Origin of the sequence: Curtobacterium flaccumfaciens (assembly GCF_051548005.1) — a bacterium.
Classification (GTDB): domain Bacteria; phylum Actinomycetota; class Actinomycetes; order Actinomycetales; family Microbacteriaceae; genus Curtobacterium.
In genome coordinates, this window is the sequence record NZ_JBPUGH010000090.1 from 1 (window position 1) to 13744 (window position 13744).

Sequence of the window (13744 nt, forward strand, 5' to 3'; positions counted from 1 at the left end):
CCCGCCACGCGCCTCCAGACCGTCGTCTGCTCGCGTCAGGCGAGCGTGGCCGCGTCGATCACGAAGCGGTACCGGACGTCCGAGGACAGCACCCGCTCGTACGCCTCGTTGATCTGGTCCGCGCTGATGAGCTCGGTCTCCGGGAGGATGCCCTTCTCGGCGCAGAAGTCGAGCATCTCCTGGGTCTCACGGATGCCACCGATCGCCGAACCCGCCCAGCTGAGGCGGCGCGGGATGAGGGCGAACGCCGGGACCTCGAGCGGCTCCGACGGCGCACCGACGTTCACCATCGTGCCGTCGACCTTGAGGAGCCCGAGGTAGGACGCCATCGGGATCTTCGCCGACACCGTGTTGATGATGAGCTCGAACGAGTTCGCGAGCTTCTCGAACGTCTCCGGGTCCTTCGTCGCGTAGTGGGCCTGCGCTCCGTAGCGGAGCGAGTCCTCCTGCTTCGACGTGGTCTGCGACAGGACCGTGACCTCGGCGCCGAGCGCGACCGCGATCTTCACGGCCATGTGGCCGAGGCCGCCCATGCCGATCACGGCGACCTTCGAGCCGGGGCCCACGCCCCAGTGGTGCAGGGGCGAGTAGGTGGTGATGCCGGCGCAGAGCAGCGGCGCGACCTTCTCGATGTCGAGCGACTCCGGAACGCGGAGCACGAAGTCCTCGTTCACCACGATCGCCTGCGAGTAGCCGCCCTGGGTGATGCTGCCGTCCGCCGGGTCGACGCCCGCGTAGGTCTGGATGTTGCCCTTCAGGCAGTACTGCTCCTCGCCCTTGACGCAGTTCTCGCACTCGCCGCAGGAGTTGACCATGCAGCCGACGCCGACGCGGTCGCCGACCTGGTGCTTCGTGACGGCGTCGCCGACGGCCGAGACGTGGCCGACGATCTCGTGGCCGACGACCTGCGGGTACTGGATCTGGCCCCACTCACCCCGGACGGTGTGGATGTCCGAGTGGCAGATGCCGGCGTAGGCAATGTCGATCTCGACGTCGTTCGGGCCGAGGTCGCGGCGGGTGATGGTGGTCTTGACGAGCGGCTCCGTGGCGGACGGGGCTGCGTAGGCGTTGACGGTGCGCAATGGTCTCCTCGTGGGGTGGGTCGATTGCTGGAGGGGCCGGGCTACCCCTTCGGGCCGGGGACGCCGTCGGCCCCGAGCCAGTGTGCTCCCGTGCGCTGGTGGCAGCGTGGTACCGGTGGGGTACCCCTTCTGTGTGGCCTTTCAGACCGGCCGGGCGAGTCGCTGCGTCGTCGGACTCTCCGGCCACCCGCTCCGAACTGCGGGTGTCAGCCGAGCATCGGAGTGGCGCTGGCTGCTTCCAAGCTGCTCCGGTACTCCGGCGCTTCTGGCTCGACGGCAAAGCTCACAATCTCGACTTGGTGATCACGCAACGCGGCGAGAACTGCATCCGGCGTCGTGTAGAAGAACTCTCGGCGGAGGTTGACCCGGTTGACGCGCTGCTCGGCGAAGGTCTGGTGCAGCATTGACTCGATCCCGACCGCGTCGTCTGCGAAGAACAGGGCGTGGACGTCGAAGCGGAACGGAACCGATGCGTCGCCCAGCTCGTTCACACGATCCATCGGCTCGAGGCGCCGTGTCATACCGATCTTCACCATCCGCTCGCCGAACGCGCCGATGTTCGAGATGACGTACACGTAACCCGCGCGCACGTTCGCAGAACGGTAGTCGACGTCCGCGACGGCACGGTCGACGTCCTCGAGCTTCAGGCGGATACGCGCAACCCCCTCCGCATCTCCGTTCGCCTCGAGAGCGGCGAGTGTCGCCAAGTAGTGGCCTCGCTCTTTTTCAAGGCGCTCACGCTCGGCGTGAAGCTCCTGCTCGGCTTTTCGCTGCTCCCGCAGCTCCGCCCGACGCTCGCGTTCGAGCTCCTTCTCCGCCTGGACGGTCTGGAGGTGTCGTGCGGCCAACTCGAGCTCTTCGAGTCGCATCCGATGGTAGGAGTCAGTGATTCGGAGACTGATCATCTGGCCGCTCTTCGCGATCTGGTCGGCCGCGCGTGACAGTCTCATCTGGGCCGTCTGAAGGTTGCCCGCCCTGGTTGCCTTCACCGCATTCTCTGCCTCAGCGTTGTAAGCGCGAAGCAGGACCTTCGTCATGTCGTTCACGAACTTGCGCCCCTGCGCTGCCGAATCGTTGAACATGAAGTTCGCGCTGGAGGTCACGGCCTGCTTATCGCGAACGGCGTTCTTGATGCGAGCCCGAAGCGCTTCGAGCTTGGTTGCGAGAGTTGCGGACGACTCGGCGGGGTGCTCGTAGTCGAACAGGCCTACAGACCGGAGTTCGAGGCGGTCGCGCGACTCAATGAGGTCGCGTTGTATCGCGGACAGCTCCGAGCTTGCAATGCGCGCGTCCGCGAGGAGCTGGTTCAGATCGTGCTCGGCCCGCGCACGACGCTCGGCTTCTTCTTGCTCGGCGTGCACACGCTCCTCGCTGATCGTCCGGCGCGCGGACTCTACAGCCTCCTTTGCCGAGCGTTCGCGCGCGGCTAGTTCCTCTTCGACTGCCTGACGTCGAGCATCAAGTTGGAGCATTGCTTGGTCGCGGTACGAATCGGCTTCCTCGAACCGGCGCAAGCCGTGCTGCGCAATGAGTGCTTCCGCTGCCTCCAACCGCGCCCGAGCCTCACGCTTGGAGAGACGTTCTCCAGTGCCTGCGGCACTCCGGGAGATTCTGCGAGTCGTGTCCTGGCGTGCTTCTCGGCGAGATCTGAGCGTGCGTTCGCGGCCGGGATGCGTGTCGCCTCCACCTTGCTCCGGGGTATTCGGGGAAGAGGCTTTCTGCTGCGTGTGGGACGTCCAGTTCAGACCGTCGAAATAGCGCACTGTGCGCTGGTCCTGTGGGTCGTCGTACCATCCCGGCGCAGCGCTCATCGAGCCAGGATACTGATGAAAGCTAACGTTCAGTCCGCTGGACGCGGCCCCTCAGACCATCCGGGCGAGTCGCGTCCCGGCGATCGTCGCGAAGCGCAGCGGGTCGCGGAGCGCGTCGTCCGGCTCGCCCGTGGTCTGCGTCGCGATCACCGTCAGCGAGGCCGCGGCCGCGAAGGCGTCCGACGGGGCCTCGATCGCTCCGGCGACGAGCATCGCCCTGGCGCGCGGTGTGTGCGTCCCGGCGAGCTCGTGGACGACGGAGACCACCTTGCCCGCCGCGCTCTGGCCGTCGAACCGCCCCTCGCCCGTGACGACGACGTCCGCGCCGTCGAGCACCCCCGGGAGGCCCAGGACCTCGGCGACCCCGTCGGCGCCGCGCACGAGGGACGCACCCCATGCGAGCAGCCCGAACCCGACGCCACCCGCGGCACCGGCTCCCGGCGTCCCGGGATCGACGTGGGGGTACCGGGCGGCGAACGCGGACAGCCGGGCGTCGAACTCGGCCACGCGCTCGGGGGTGACGCCTTTCTGGGGTCCGAAGACGGCCGCTGCGCCGGTCGGCCCGACGAGCGGCGAGGTGACGTCGGTGAGGACCGTCGCGCCGTCACGGGGGAGCGGTCGGTCGCCGAGGACGTCGAGCACCGGCGCGCCCCCGTCCGTCGAGGCGCTGCCCCCGATGCCGAGGACCAGCCCGGTCACCCCGGCGTCGAGCGCCGCGGCGATCGCCTCGCCGAAGCCCCGCGACGTCGCCGTGTCGGGCAGGAGCGACCCGCCGAGCAACGGCAGGCCGCTCGTCGCCGCGAGCTCGACCACGCCGCGTCCGTCGGGGAGCCGCAGCCACTCGGCGTCGACCGGTGTGCCCGCGGGCCCGGTCACCCGCACGGGCCGGCGGACGGCGTCGGGGAATGCCGTGGCGAAGGCGTCGAGCGTGCCCTCGCCGCCGTCGGCCATCGGCACGAGGACGAGGTCGTCGTCCGGACGCTCGGCTCGCCATCCGTCGGCGATCGCCGCAGCCACGGACGCCGCGGTCGCGGTGCCCTTGAACGAGTCCGGAGCCACCACGATGCGCACCCGACCACCGTAGCGGGCCGCTCCGGTCTCAGCCGCGCAGGGCGAACCGGGGGTGCGGTGTGCCGCCGAGGGCCAGGTCCGCGAGCATCTCGCCGAGGAGCGGCGCAAACTTGAAGCCGTGTCCGGAGAACCCCGTCGCGACGGTGAGCGGCCCGCGGCGGTCGATCACGAAGTCCTCGTCGGGCGTCGTGTCGTACAGGCAGCTGATGAACGTCGGGCTGCTCGCGTCCACACCCGGTACGTACCGCTCGACGTAGGCCCGTAGCCGCTCCGCCTCGGCCGGAACGGGCGTGAAGTCACGGTCGTCCGGGTCGACGACCGGCCCCGTCCCGTGGAACCCGACCTTGACCCCCTCGCCCGGGGTCAGCAAGCCGTACACGTCGTCGCCCTCCGCCCAGTGAACGAAGCTCGGCCACGCCGTGTCCGGCATGTGGCTGGGGAAGTGGGCGGGCTGCTCCTGGGTGACGCGGACGGCCGGGAGGCGCGCCCCGCGTCGTGCGAGCAGGCCACCGACCAGCGTGGGGGCCCACGACCCCGTGGCCGCGACCACCGATCGCGTCCGGATCCGCGCTCCGTCGCTCGTGGCGACCGTCAGCTCGTCGCCGTGGTCCTCGATGCCCGTCACCCGGGTGTCGAACCGGAGGTCCGCCAGGCCGGAGGCCTCGGCCAGCGACAGGAACACCTCGATGGCGTCGGCCGAGCGGATGCGTCCGGCACTGGCGTGCGCGAGCACGTGCCCCTCGAACGCGATGCCGGGCCAGCGCTCGCCCGCTTCCTCCGGGGTCAGCGTCTCGTGCGGGATGCCCGCATCGGCCAGTGCGGTGGCGATCGCGTCGACGACCTCCGGCCGACCGTGGTCGACCGCACCGGTCCGGTCGAGGAGCCGCTTCCCTGCCCGGTCCTCGAGCGCTTCCCAGAGCGCCAGCGCCCGGGTGGTCAGCGCCACGTACTCGGCGTCTGCGTAGCCCTGCCGGAAGATCCGTGTTGCACCGTGCGAGGAGCCGCGGTCGTGCCCGCGCCCGTGCTGCTCGACGAGGACGACGCGCTCGCCGCGGGTACTCAGGGCGTACGCCGCGGCCGCGCCGACGACTCCGCCGCCGATGACGACGTGGGGCGGCGCAACCTCCGAGACAGTCATGGAGCGAGCGTAGTGCGGCCACGCGTACGAACGGTTGGGCTCGGTCGTCAATGTCGTCCGCCGGGGATGGGTCAGCGCCGCCGTGCGCTGAGCGAACGGTTCGGCACGCGCGTGGCCGAGGTCCGGATCAGTAGATGACCCCCGCCGCAGGGCGGCGGAGGTCATCTGTCGAAGCCGGTCGGGACATCAGGGTCGATGTCTGCGGGCCGCCGACCGCTTTCCCTGTCTGGTGAGGAACCACGAGGCGGGCCCGACGAACGGAACCAGCGCCACGACGAGCGCCCATGCAAGCAGCGCGCGCCCAGGAAGCCGGGGTGCGGTGATGATGACCGACAGGAGGGCCGCCGCGCTCAGGATCACGGCGCCGACGGCCGCGATCGCCACCACGCCGTCAGGTGTCGAGGGAACGAGCGGGTTCATCGTGGACCACCTCGTGCTCGGTCGTTCTGCAAGGTCATTCCCATCGGTTCGCCGTGACCGCTCCGTTGCCCTTCGTGGACAGCCGCTGGAAAGCGGAGTACGTGCTCCAGGCCACTGTTCCCCAGGGCGTGAGGACGCCGCGCTTGACGACGACCTTGCACTTCGCCGTCGCCTGGCCGCCGCTGATGTACCCGCTGCTCTTCGACGATCGCACTTCGGTGAACGGCTGGACGTTCTTGGTCACGGCACACGCGTAGCCGAGTCGCGTTCGAGCCTGAGTACTGGTAGGTCATGGTGACCTTCGTCTCGCTGAGCTTGATGCCCGCGAAGGCGAACCACTGCGTTCCCCACGTGGTTCGCGATGCTGCGCGACTCGATCGGGGATCCTCTCCGACGATGACCGATTCATCCTCGCCCCATGCGAAGTCTCCGTTCTCGAGGACAACGGCTGAGTCTCGGGATGTCAAAGTCGCGTCGGCCTCGACTTCCGCGGCGACAGATACGTCGAGGAAGTACGAAGCGAGTTGCTCCCGTTGTTCCGCGCTGAGGTCGTCGAAAGCAGCGACGTCGGCCGTCGAGCCAGATGCGACGAGTTCGGTGCGGATGGTCGTGAGCAGCTCCGCCGATGACCGCGGCGCGTCCGTAGGAGCCTCGCTGTCCGGCGTCACAGCGCTGGCCGGAGCAGTGGAGAGGACGCCGCCGACCACGACGGCGCACGCGGCACCGATCGCGATCATCCGGTCGCGTGTGTACTTGTTCATGATGTTGTCCGATCTCACAGCGGCACCCCCCGATGGAACGCCGAGGATTCAGCATGCAATCATCTGAAACATCAGTAGGTCAAGCTGAGCACCTGTGGTGTCCGGACGCCCGACGAGGGCACCGCCGCACGCCGCGCTCGCGCGCCGCGGGCGCCCGGTGATCCCGAGTGGGCGAGATCCCGCTCCCACGCCGTGAGCCACGGGACGACGTCGCGGAGATCAGAGGTGTCGAGGGCGGCGGTCGCGGCGGAGCGTGCAGCGACATCGGCGTTCAGTGCGAGCGTTGCGGGCAACGCCTCGAACAGCGGGATGTCGGAGCGGCTGTCCCCGGTCGCGGGCCGCCGTTGGGGGAGAACCCGTACCGCCTCCCGATCGCTGCGCTCACCGGCTGCCACGCCAACGACGCGAGGACGGGTTCGATGTCGTGTGCGCGGCACCAGGCGACGACCTCGGCCGTGCCGTCGATCACCGGGAGGTCGTCGAGCCACGCGTCGACGGTGCTCGTGGGCGTGCCGCGCCACCCGGCTGCGTCGACGATGCTCACCCGCTTGTTCGAGACCTCGCCGGCTGCTTACCGCGCTTCCGCGGCATCGAGCTCCTGCTGATGGCCGAAGCGGCGGGCGAGGAAGCTGCTGCTCGACATCGCCGGGACGAGCGTGCCGTCGATGTCGAAGAAGACGATCCCTCTGGGGCTCATGCTCGCAGCGCAGTCAGGCCGGAAGTGGAGCGAGTGACGGGAATCGAACCCGCGCTACCAGCTTGGGAAGCTGGAGTTCTACCATTGAACTACACTCGCGCATCCCGTTCGGCGGGACGTCGACAACCCTACCGGATTCTCCGCTGGAAGCCAGCCGGGCGCGATCCGGGAGGCTGCGTGGCGGAGGTGATCCGTGCCTCCAGGCCGTCGCCGTGTAGGCGCTGTGAGCCGCCCGTCGTGACGGACAGGTGTCGTCCTCGTGTGTACCGTCCAGGGGGATTCAGCGGACGGGACGACCGAGGAGGAACCGGATGGTCAGGCATCCCCTCATCGACGACGTGGTCGGTTCAGCGATCGTGGTGGACTCCGCTTCGTCGGTGGTGTGGCTGACCGATGCCTTCGCCTCCCTGCTCCGCCGCGCGTCGGACGCCGGCCGCATGGTCGTGCTCCGGACCGGGGCGGCAGCGGCGCTGACTCCGGCTCTGCGGCACGCGCTCGGTGCGCACGGAGCAGCATGGGCGGTCAGCGATCTCGACGGTTCGCTGCGTGACGGACGCACGGGCGCGGCGGCCTCCGGGATCGAGGACTTCGTCCGGCGTGGGCCCGAGCTCGTCGGGACGCCGTCGCCGGAGCACCCGGTGTCGTCGGACTCCGTCCGGCAGATCAGCATCGACCTCACGCTCCGGCACCACGAGGGTCGCGCGGTCGACATGGGTTCCGCGATCGAGGCGCTGTGCGACACCGTCGGTGCGTGCCCGACCCGCTGGGGGACCGCCGAACCGCTGACGGTGCCGTGGGACCGGTGGGTCGTCACGCAGTACGCCAAGCACGAGGCGCCGGAGGTGTCGACCTCCTACGCGATCGGCGACGGCTTCTCGGCGACGATGACGGCGCACCTGCAGGACGGCGTCGTCATCGAGACGATGTCGGCCGTGCTGACGGTGCCCGAGGAACACGCCGACCCGGCACTGGCCCCGCGGCTGTTCGCGGCCGTGCAGCAGGTCGCGGACGAGGTCGAGCCGGTGTTCGGCGTGGTGATGCAGCGCCGCGGGGACGCGGACCACCTCGTGCGCGCTGTGTCGCACGGCGAGCCGTCGCCGCTCGCGGTCGTCGTCGGACCCGAGGCGGCGGCGTTCCTCGACCGCGACGGGGAGTGGCCGCCGCCACACACGTCGACCACGACGTTCGGGACCACCACGGACTCGGCGTCCGGCGGAACCGCCGAGGACGCCGGGCTGATCGTCCGGTTCGAGGACGGGTGGGAGGCGCTCGAGTCGTTCCTCGACCGCATCGACGAGGACCGCTTCCTGCAGCTCGTGGGTGGCGCACCGCTCGACCCGGCGCACGAGGACGGCCACGCGGGGGCACCGGTCAGCGGAGGTCCCGGTGCCGCGTGAGGTGACGCTCCTCTGTCGGCGGCCGGTGGAGGTGCGCGACGTCGCCGAGGCGTTGCTGTTGCACGACGAGGCCTGGGGTGTCCGTGCGCTCGACGACGGGCCGGTGATGCAGGTGTGCCGTGACGCGACCCACCCGGTCCTGACCGTGCTCGGTGTCCGCCGGGTGGACGCCTTCGACGAGGTCGAGCGGATCCTGCCGGAGGCCCCGACGCTCGAGGTGCCGCTGTGGTGGGTCGACGTCGTGACACCCGCGGGGCCGGACGGCGAGTCGGGCATCTCGGCGGCACTCGAGGCGGCGATGGACCTCGACGCCGTCTGTCTGGTGCACGGGGACTGACGCGCCGAGCCCCCTGTCGCCGCCGCTCAGTCGCGGTCGCGCAGCGCAGCGAGCCGGTCGTTGTACGCCTTGAGGTCGGCGTCGCCGTCCCGGTCGGCCTTGCGGTCGAGGCGCTTGGCGTCCCGAGCGTCCGACCGCACCCAGTTCCGCACCACGAGCAGCGCGACGAACACCATCGGCAGCTCACCCGCACCCCACGCGATGCCGCCCCCGGTGTGCTGGTCGGCCAGGAGTGCCGCGTCGTTCGCCTGCCCGAGCGCGTGGAACCAGTCGGACGCGAACACCGACGCCGACGTCATCACCGCGACGCCGAAGAACGCGTGGAAGGCCAGCGTCGTGAGCAGGGCGATGATCAGGATCGGGTACTGCGGGCGGGCGGGGCCGGGATCGATCCCGACGAAGACCCAGAAGAAGAGGTACCCGCTGAGGACGAAGTGCACGACCATCACGACGTGCCACTCGTGCGACTGCATCGCGTACTCGAACGCGGGCGTGAAGTAGAACACCACGAGCGACCCGGCGAAGATCACCCCGGCGACCGCGGGCTTCGCCATGAACTGCATGTACCGGGAGTGCACGAAGAGCATGAGCCACTCGCGGGCACCGCGGGAGCCGTCGTTCCGGACCGGGAGGGTCCGGAGCGCGAGCAGCACCGGTCCGCCGAGCACGAGCGGCAGCGGCACGAACATCATGAGCAGCATGTGCTGGATCATGTGCGACGAGAAGTGGATCATCCCGTAGACGGCCGGGCCGCCCGAGGTCGTCCAGATGAACAGGGCGCAGCCGATCAGCCACGCGATCGTGCGGCCGACGGGCCACTTGTCCCCGCGCTTCCGGAGCTTCCGCACGGCGAGCAGGTACCAACCGGCGCCGGTCACGGCGAGGGCGGCCCACACCCAGTCCCAGTGCCACTCGGTGAAGTACGTGTGCAGGGTCTGCGTCGGCGGGTACGGGTACCCGATGAGCCCGGAGCGGGTGTCGTCGCCGGTCTCCGGCGTTTGCGGGATCGGTGGCTGCGACCGGGACACCGCGACCGAGACGCCGACGGCGATGGCCATGAACACGATCTCGGCCAGGGCGAACCGGGTGAACGAGCGGCGGTCGAGCGGCGAGCGGAGCAGCGCGGGCACGAGGCGACGGCGCTGCACGACCCCGGCGAGCCCGAGGAGCACGAGGATCACGGCCTTGGTGGTGATCAGCCAGCCGTACGTCGTCGTGAACAGGTCGAGCGGGCCGGTCAACCGCAGCGAGGCGTTGACGATGCCCGAGAACGCGACGGCGGCGAACGACCACCCTGCGAGCGTCGAGTAGCGCGACACGACCCGGCCGGTCGCGCCCTTCGTTCGGGTGCGGAGCAGCAGGACGGCGACGAGCCCGCCGGCCCAGACGCACACGCCGACGAGGTGGACGGCGAGGGAGTTCACCGCGTTCGCGTGCTCGAGCGAACCCGCGGCGTGCCCGGACAGCGCGAGCGGCAACAGCGCGAACAGTGCGAGGACCGTCGCGACCGCGAGGGTCGTCACCCGGGTGGCGAACGCGGCGACCACGGTCGCGGCGAGGATCGCCGCCGCCGAGACGACGAGCGCCTGGCCGATCTCGACCTGGAAGGCGAAGAGCAGGAAGTTCCGGGCGAACACCGGTGAGGACAGGGGGACGCCGAGCGTGTTCGCCCCGGTCAGGACGATGCTGACGACCGCGGCGAGGAACCACACGCCGCCGGTCGCTGCGGCCCAACGCGTCGCCCGGTGCTGCACGCTCGACACCGCGCCGTGGTCCTGCTTGCGGGCCGGGAGCGCGAACGCCGCGACGATGAGCAGGCCGATCGTCACGGCGGCCATCGTGTCGTGCACGGCGCGGGCGATCGGCAGGCCGTAGGTGACGAGGTCACCCGCGGAGACGAGCTGCTGGTCGGAGCCGAAGGCTCCGGTGACGACCATCCCGAGCACGGCGCAGGCCGCGGCGAGCGGGACGGCGACGACGAGGACCGTCGCGACGGTGGACGTGCGAGCGGTGACGGGCGCCGATTCCGGCGCCGCGCCTCCGGACGGGGGTGCGGAGGACGTGACGGTCATGACCGTCCCATGGTAAGCGCCCCGGCCGGGTGGCACGGTGTGCGTCCGCCCCACCGGCTGCGGTCCGGCTCAGGCCGGCTCCGACCACCGGCTCCACCGGCCTCGCCTACCGACCCGGGCCGCCGCGGCATCGTTCAGTCCCGGTGCTCCCAGATCCCCTCGCTGCCGACCCCCACGAAGCCGACGGCCTCGTTCACGTCGAGCATCGGCCGGTTCTCCTCGGCGTTGAACGTGACGATCGAGGGGCGCCCGGGGAACTCCCGCTCGACGAACGCGATGCCCTCCACCTTGAGCAACCACCCGAGCCGGTGTCCGCGGTGCTCCCGCAGGACGAGGGTGTCCCACTGCATGACGGCCCGCGACGGATCGACCGGGACGGCCAGCTGCGTGAACCCGACGAGCGCGCCGGAACCGACGTGTTCCACGGCGATCGTCACCATCGTCCGCGGTGCTCGCTCGAGCTCGGACTCCTGCTCGCGGAGACGGCCGGCGTCCCAGACGTCCTCCGGCTCCTCCATGTCGCCCTCCGGAGCGTCGGTCGACATCCGGGTGCGCAGCAGCGCGATGCCGTCGAGCCACCGCTCCGGGGTCCGCCCGGTCCAGGCGTGCACGCGGTACGCGTCACCGGCGGCCCCGACGGCTCGCTCGCGGAGGGCGGCGACCACCGAGGCGTCGGTGGGCAGCGCGAGCCGGCTGATCCGGTTCACCTGGCCGAAGCGCCAGCCGCGACCCTGGAGGAAGCGGACCGCGGCCTCGTCCGCGGGGACGGCGCCGTGGCCGGTCGGAGCCTGGAGGAAGCCGTCACCGGAGGCCGGCCCGACCTGCCTCGACACCGCGTACGTCTTCCACTGCGTGCGGCCCTCGTCCCGCGCGACCCGTTCGACGTGGTCGGCAAGCAGGGAGCCGATGCCACGACCCTGGTGTTCCGGGTCGACACCGACCGAGAGCCAGCAGTTCGTCGTGCCGGGTTCGTTCTTCGAGTCGTAGGCGGCCGACCCGACGACGACACCCGACTCGTCACAGGCGACGAAGAGCCGACTCGGCGCTCCGGGCGTGCGGCACATCGGGAGGTACTCGTCGGGCGTCCAGGCGAGTTCACGGAGCCCGTGCACGGCGGCTTCGGCACGGTCCGACACGTCCAGCCAGACGCGGAAGGCGTCGACGCGTGCGGGGTCGTCGTCCATCGAGGTCGGGACGTCGATCTCCTCGACGGTGTACGGCGGTGGGCCTGCGGTCGTCATCGTCCTGCTCCGGTCTGCTGCCCGGACCTGGACAGCCTGACAGGATATCGACACCGACGACCGGCCGCTAGGCTTCCAGCGTGCTGCTCTCCGACCGCGACATCACCGCCCAACTCGCCGACGGCCGCATCGGCCTCGACCCGTACGACGCGTCGCTCGTGCAGCCCTCGAGCATCGACGTCCGGCTGGACAAGTACTTCCGGCTGTTCGACAACCACAAGTACCCGCACATCGACCCGGCGGAGGACCAGCCGGAGCTCACGCGCCTGGTGGAGACCGACCCGGACGAGGCGTTCGTCCTCCACCCGGGGGAGTTCGTGCTCGGGTCGACGTTCGAGGTCGTGAGCCTGCCGGACGACATCGCGGCACGACTCGAGGGCAAGAGCTCGCTCGGGCGGCTCGGGCTGCTGACGCACTCCACGGCCGGCTTCATCGACCCGGGCTTCTCGGGCCACGTCACGCTCGAGCTGTCGAACGTCGCGACGCTGCCGATCAAGCTCTGGCCGGGCATGAAGATCGGCCAGCTCTGCTTCTTCCAGCTCTCGAGCCCCGCGGAGAAGCCGTACGGGTCGGCCGAGTACCAGTCCCGGTACCAGGGACAGCGCGGGCCGACGGCGTCGCGCTCGGCCCAGAACTTCCACCGCACGGACGTCTCCACGCGCGACTGAGACGCACGCGGCCTCGCGCCTGCACGCCCGGTGCGCCCGCGCAGACCCGCGGACCGCCAGGCCAACGACACACCGCGATATAGCAGGAGCAATCCCCGCACGCGGTTGTGGCGAACCGCAGGACATGGGCAGAGAAATTTCGCATTCTGTGTATCGTGGCCGCATGTCCGCAGTCCTCCCCAGGCCCGCGCCGCCAGTGTCGGCGGCCGAGCTCATCCGTGACGCCCGCGTCCGAGCCGAACTCACCCAGGTGCAACTCGCCGTCCGCGCCGGTGTCACCCAGAGCGTCATCAGCACCTACGAGAACGGCCGACGCGAGCCGTCGCTCGCCGCGCTGCAGCGCCTGCTGCTCGCGGCCGGCTTCACCGCGTCCATCGAGCTCGAGCCGGTGGAGGAACCGCCGCCGCTCCGCGAACGCGTCGCCGCCGCCCGGACGGAACTGCACGCCATCGTGGAGCGCCTCGGCGGGCGAAACCCCCGACTCTTCGGGAGCGTCGCCCGCGGGCAGGACGGGCCGGGCAGCGACGTGGACCTCATGGTCGACCTCCGCCGGGGGCTGGGGATCTTCGCGCTCATGCGGATCCAGGACGAGGCCGAGCAGCTCCTCGGCACCCGTGTCGACGTGGTCGACGCAGCTGGCATGGACCCGCAGGTCGTGCGCGAGGCGATCCCGCTGTGACCCGGGGGACGGGGGAGCGCCTGGACGACGTGATCCGGGCGTGCGGGGTGATCGGCGAGTACGTCAGCGACGACGGGCTGCCCGAGCACCTCGTGTACGACGCGGTCCGGATGCGGCTCGTCGAGATCGGGGAGGCGGTGCGGATGCTCCCGGGTGAGCTGACCGCCACCGAGCCGAGCATCCCGTGGGCGAAGGTGTCGCTGCTCGCGGAGCGCCTCACACGTCGGTACTTCGACACCACGCCGGCGGTCGTCCTCGGGACCGCCCGGACCGACGTCCCGCACCTGTGCGCGGCCGCCCGCCGCCTGCGGGCGGCGCACGTCGACGACGTCACCACCTGACGGCCTGGAGGCTCGGGGCGCGCCCGCCC

14 protein-coding genes and 1 tRNA gene are annotated in these 13744 nt (G+C 70.6%); 5 read left to right on the forward strand and 10 right to left on the reverse strand.

Annotation, left to right across the window (positions count from 1 at the left end):
• Positions 1-35: 35 nt before the first annotated feature.
• From ACSW7Y_RS11255 to ACSW7Y_RS11290, 8 genes are all read right to left on the reverse strand, one after another.
• A complete protein-coding gene (locus ACSW7Y_RS11255; RefSeq protein WP_438126373.1) occupies positions 36-1082 on the reverse strand; it encodes an NAD(P)-dependent alcohol dehydrogenase in 1047 nt (348 codons plus the stop codon).
• Between the two features lie 206 nt (positions 1083-1288).
• Entirely contained in the window at positions 1289-2893 is a 1605-nt protein-coding gene (locus ACSW7Y_RS11260) for a DUF4041 domain-containing protein (protein ID WP_438126374.1), read from the reverse strand.
• Between the two features lie 51 nt (positions 2894-2944).
• Complete coding sequence (locus ACSW7Y_RS11265) at positions 2945-3964, reverse strand: glycerate kinase (RefSeq protein WP_438126375.1); 1020 nt, start codon at positions 3962-3964, stop codon at positions 2945-2947.
• 28 nt (positions 3965-3992) lie between these two features.
• A complete protein-coding gene (locus ACSW7Y_RS11270; protein WP_438126376.1) occupies positions 3993-5102 on the reverse strand; it encodes an FAD-dependent oxidoreductase in 1110 nt (369 codons plus the stop codon).
• Positions 5103-5288: 186 nt separating this feature from the next.
• A complete protein-coding gene (locus ACSW7Y_RS11275; RefSeq protein WP_438126377.1) occupies positions 5289-5522 on the reverse strand; it encodes a PLDc N-terminal domain-containing protein in 234 nt (77 codons plus the stop codon).
• A gap of 34 nt (positions 5523-5556) precedes the next feature.
• Complete coding sequence (locus ACSW7Y_RS11280; RefSeq protein WP_438126378.1) at positions 5557-5766, reverse strand: hypothetical protein; 210 nt, start codon at positions 5764-5766, stop codon at positions 5557-5559.
• A gap of 1088 nt (positions 5767-6854) precedes the next feature.
• A complete protein-coding gene (locus tag ACSW7Y_RS11285; protein WP_438126379.1) occupies positions 6855-6980 on the reverse strand; it encodes a hypothetical protein in 126 nt (41 codons plus the stop codon).
• 25 nt (positions 6981-7005) lie between these two features.
• Positions 7006-7079, reverse strand: a tRNA-Gly gene (locus ACSW7Y_RS11290).
• A 212-nt stretch (positions 7080-7291) separates the two neighbouring features.
• Here ACSW7Y_RS11290 and ACSW7Y_RS11295 point away from each other — a divergent pair.
• Complete coding sequence (locus ACSW7Y_RS11295) at positions 7292-8377, forward strand: DUF6177 family protein (RefSeq protein WP_438126380.1); 1086 nt, start codon at positions 7292-7294, stop codon at positions 8375-8377.
• Positions 8367-8714, forward strand: a complete 348-nt coding sequence (locus tag ACSW7Y_RS11300; RefSeq protein ID WP_438126381.1) for a hypothetical protein — start codon at positions 8367-8369, stop codon at positions 8712-8714. Before ACSW7Y_RS11295 ends, ACSW7Y_RS11300 begins: the two co-directional genes overlap by 11 nt.
• Positions 8715-8740: 26 nt before the next feature.
• Here the strand turns inward: ACSW7Y_RS11300 and ACSW7Y_RS11305 are convergent, their stop codons facing one another.
• Positions 8741-10786: a cytochrome c oxidase assembly protein gene (locus ACSW7Y_RS11305; RefSeq protein WP_438126382.1), complete on the reverse strand. Its 2046-nt coding sequence runs from the start codon at positions 10784-10786 to the stop codon at positions 8741-8743.
• Positions 10787-10920: 134 nt separating this feature from the next.
• Entirely contained in the window at positions 10921-12027 is a 1107-nt protein-coding gene (locus ACSW7Y_RS11310; protein WP_438126383.1) for a GNAT family N-acetyltransferase, read from the reverse strand.
• 80 nt (positions 12028-12107) lie between these two features.
• On the opposite strand from ACSW7Y_RS11310, the gene dcd reads away from it, so the two are divergent.
• The 3 genes from dcd to ACSW7Y_RS11325 all read left to right on the forward strand — a co-directional run bounded on the left by dcd (position 12108) and on the right by ACSW7Y_RS11325 (position 13715).
• Positions 12108-12695: a dCTP deaminase gene (dcd, locus tag ACSW7Y_RS11315; protein WP_022903028.1), complete on the forward strand. Its 588-nt coding sequence runs from the start codon at positions 12108-12110 to the stop codon at positions 12693-12695.
• A 163-nt stretch (positions 12696-12858) separates the two neighbouring features.
• Positions 12859-13374 carry a helix-turn-helix domain-containing protein gene (locus ACSW7Y_RS11320; RefSeq protein ID WP_058724183.1) on the forward strand — a complete coding sequence of 172 codons (516 nt, stop codon included), beginning with the start codon at positions 12859-12861 and terminating at the stop codon, positions 13372-13374.
• Positions 13371-13715 (forward strand): HepT-like ribonuclease domain-containing protein, encoded by a 345-nt coding sequence (locus ACSW7Y_RS11325; RefSeq protein WP_438126384.1) that lies wholly within the window; start codon positions 13371-13373, stop codon positions 13713-13715. Before ACSW7Y_RS11320 ends, ACSW7Y_RS11325 begins: the two co-directional genes overlap by 4 nt.
• Positions 13716-13744: the final 29 nt, after the last annotated feature.

What these genes read in the sequence shown, in the direction of transcription:
- ACSW7Y_RS11310 (WP_438126383.1), bottom strand. Translation starts at nt 12,027, where the DNA reads ATGACGACCGCAGGCCCACCGCCGTACACCGTCGAGGAGATCGACGTC.
- ACSW7Y_RS11305 (WP_438126382.1), bottom strand. Translation starts at nt 10,786, where the DNA reads ATGACCGTCACGTCCTCCGCACCCCCGTCCGGAGGCGCGGCGCCGGAA.
- ACSW7Y_RS11320 (WP_058724183.1), top strand. Translation starts at nt 12,859, where the DNA reads ATGTCCGCAGTCCTCCCCAGGCCCGCGCCGCCAGTGTCGGCGGCCGAG.
- ACSW7Y_RS11270 (WP_438126376.1), bottom strand. Translation starts at nt 5,102, where the DNA reads ATGACTGTCTCGGAGGTTGCGCCGCCCCACGTCGTCATCGGCGGCGGA.
- ACSW7Y_RS11285 (WP_438126379.1), bottom strand. Translation starts at nt 6,980, where the DNA reads ATGAGCCCCAGAGGGATCGTCTTCTTCGACATCGACGGCACGCTCGTC.
- ACSW7Y_RS11295 (WP_438126380.1), top strand. Translation starts at nt 7,292, where the DNA reads ATGGTCAGGCATCCCCTCATCGACGACGTGGTCGGTTCAGCGATCGTG.
- ACSW7Y_RS11260 (WP_438126374.1), bottom strand. Translation starts at nt 2,893, where the DNA reads ATGAGCGCTGCGCCGGGATGGTACGACGACCCACAGGACCAGCGCACA.
- ACSW7Y_RS11275 (WP_438126377.1), bottom strand. Translation starts at nt 5,522, where the DNA reads ATGAACCCGCTCGTTCCCTCGACACCTGACGGCGTGGTGGCGATCGCG.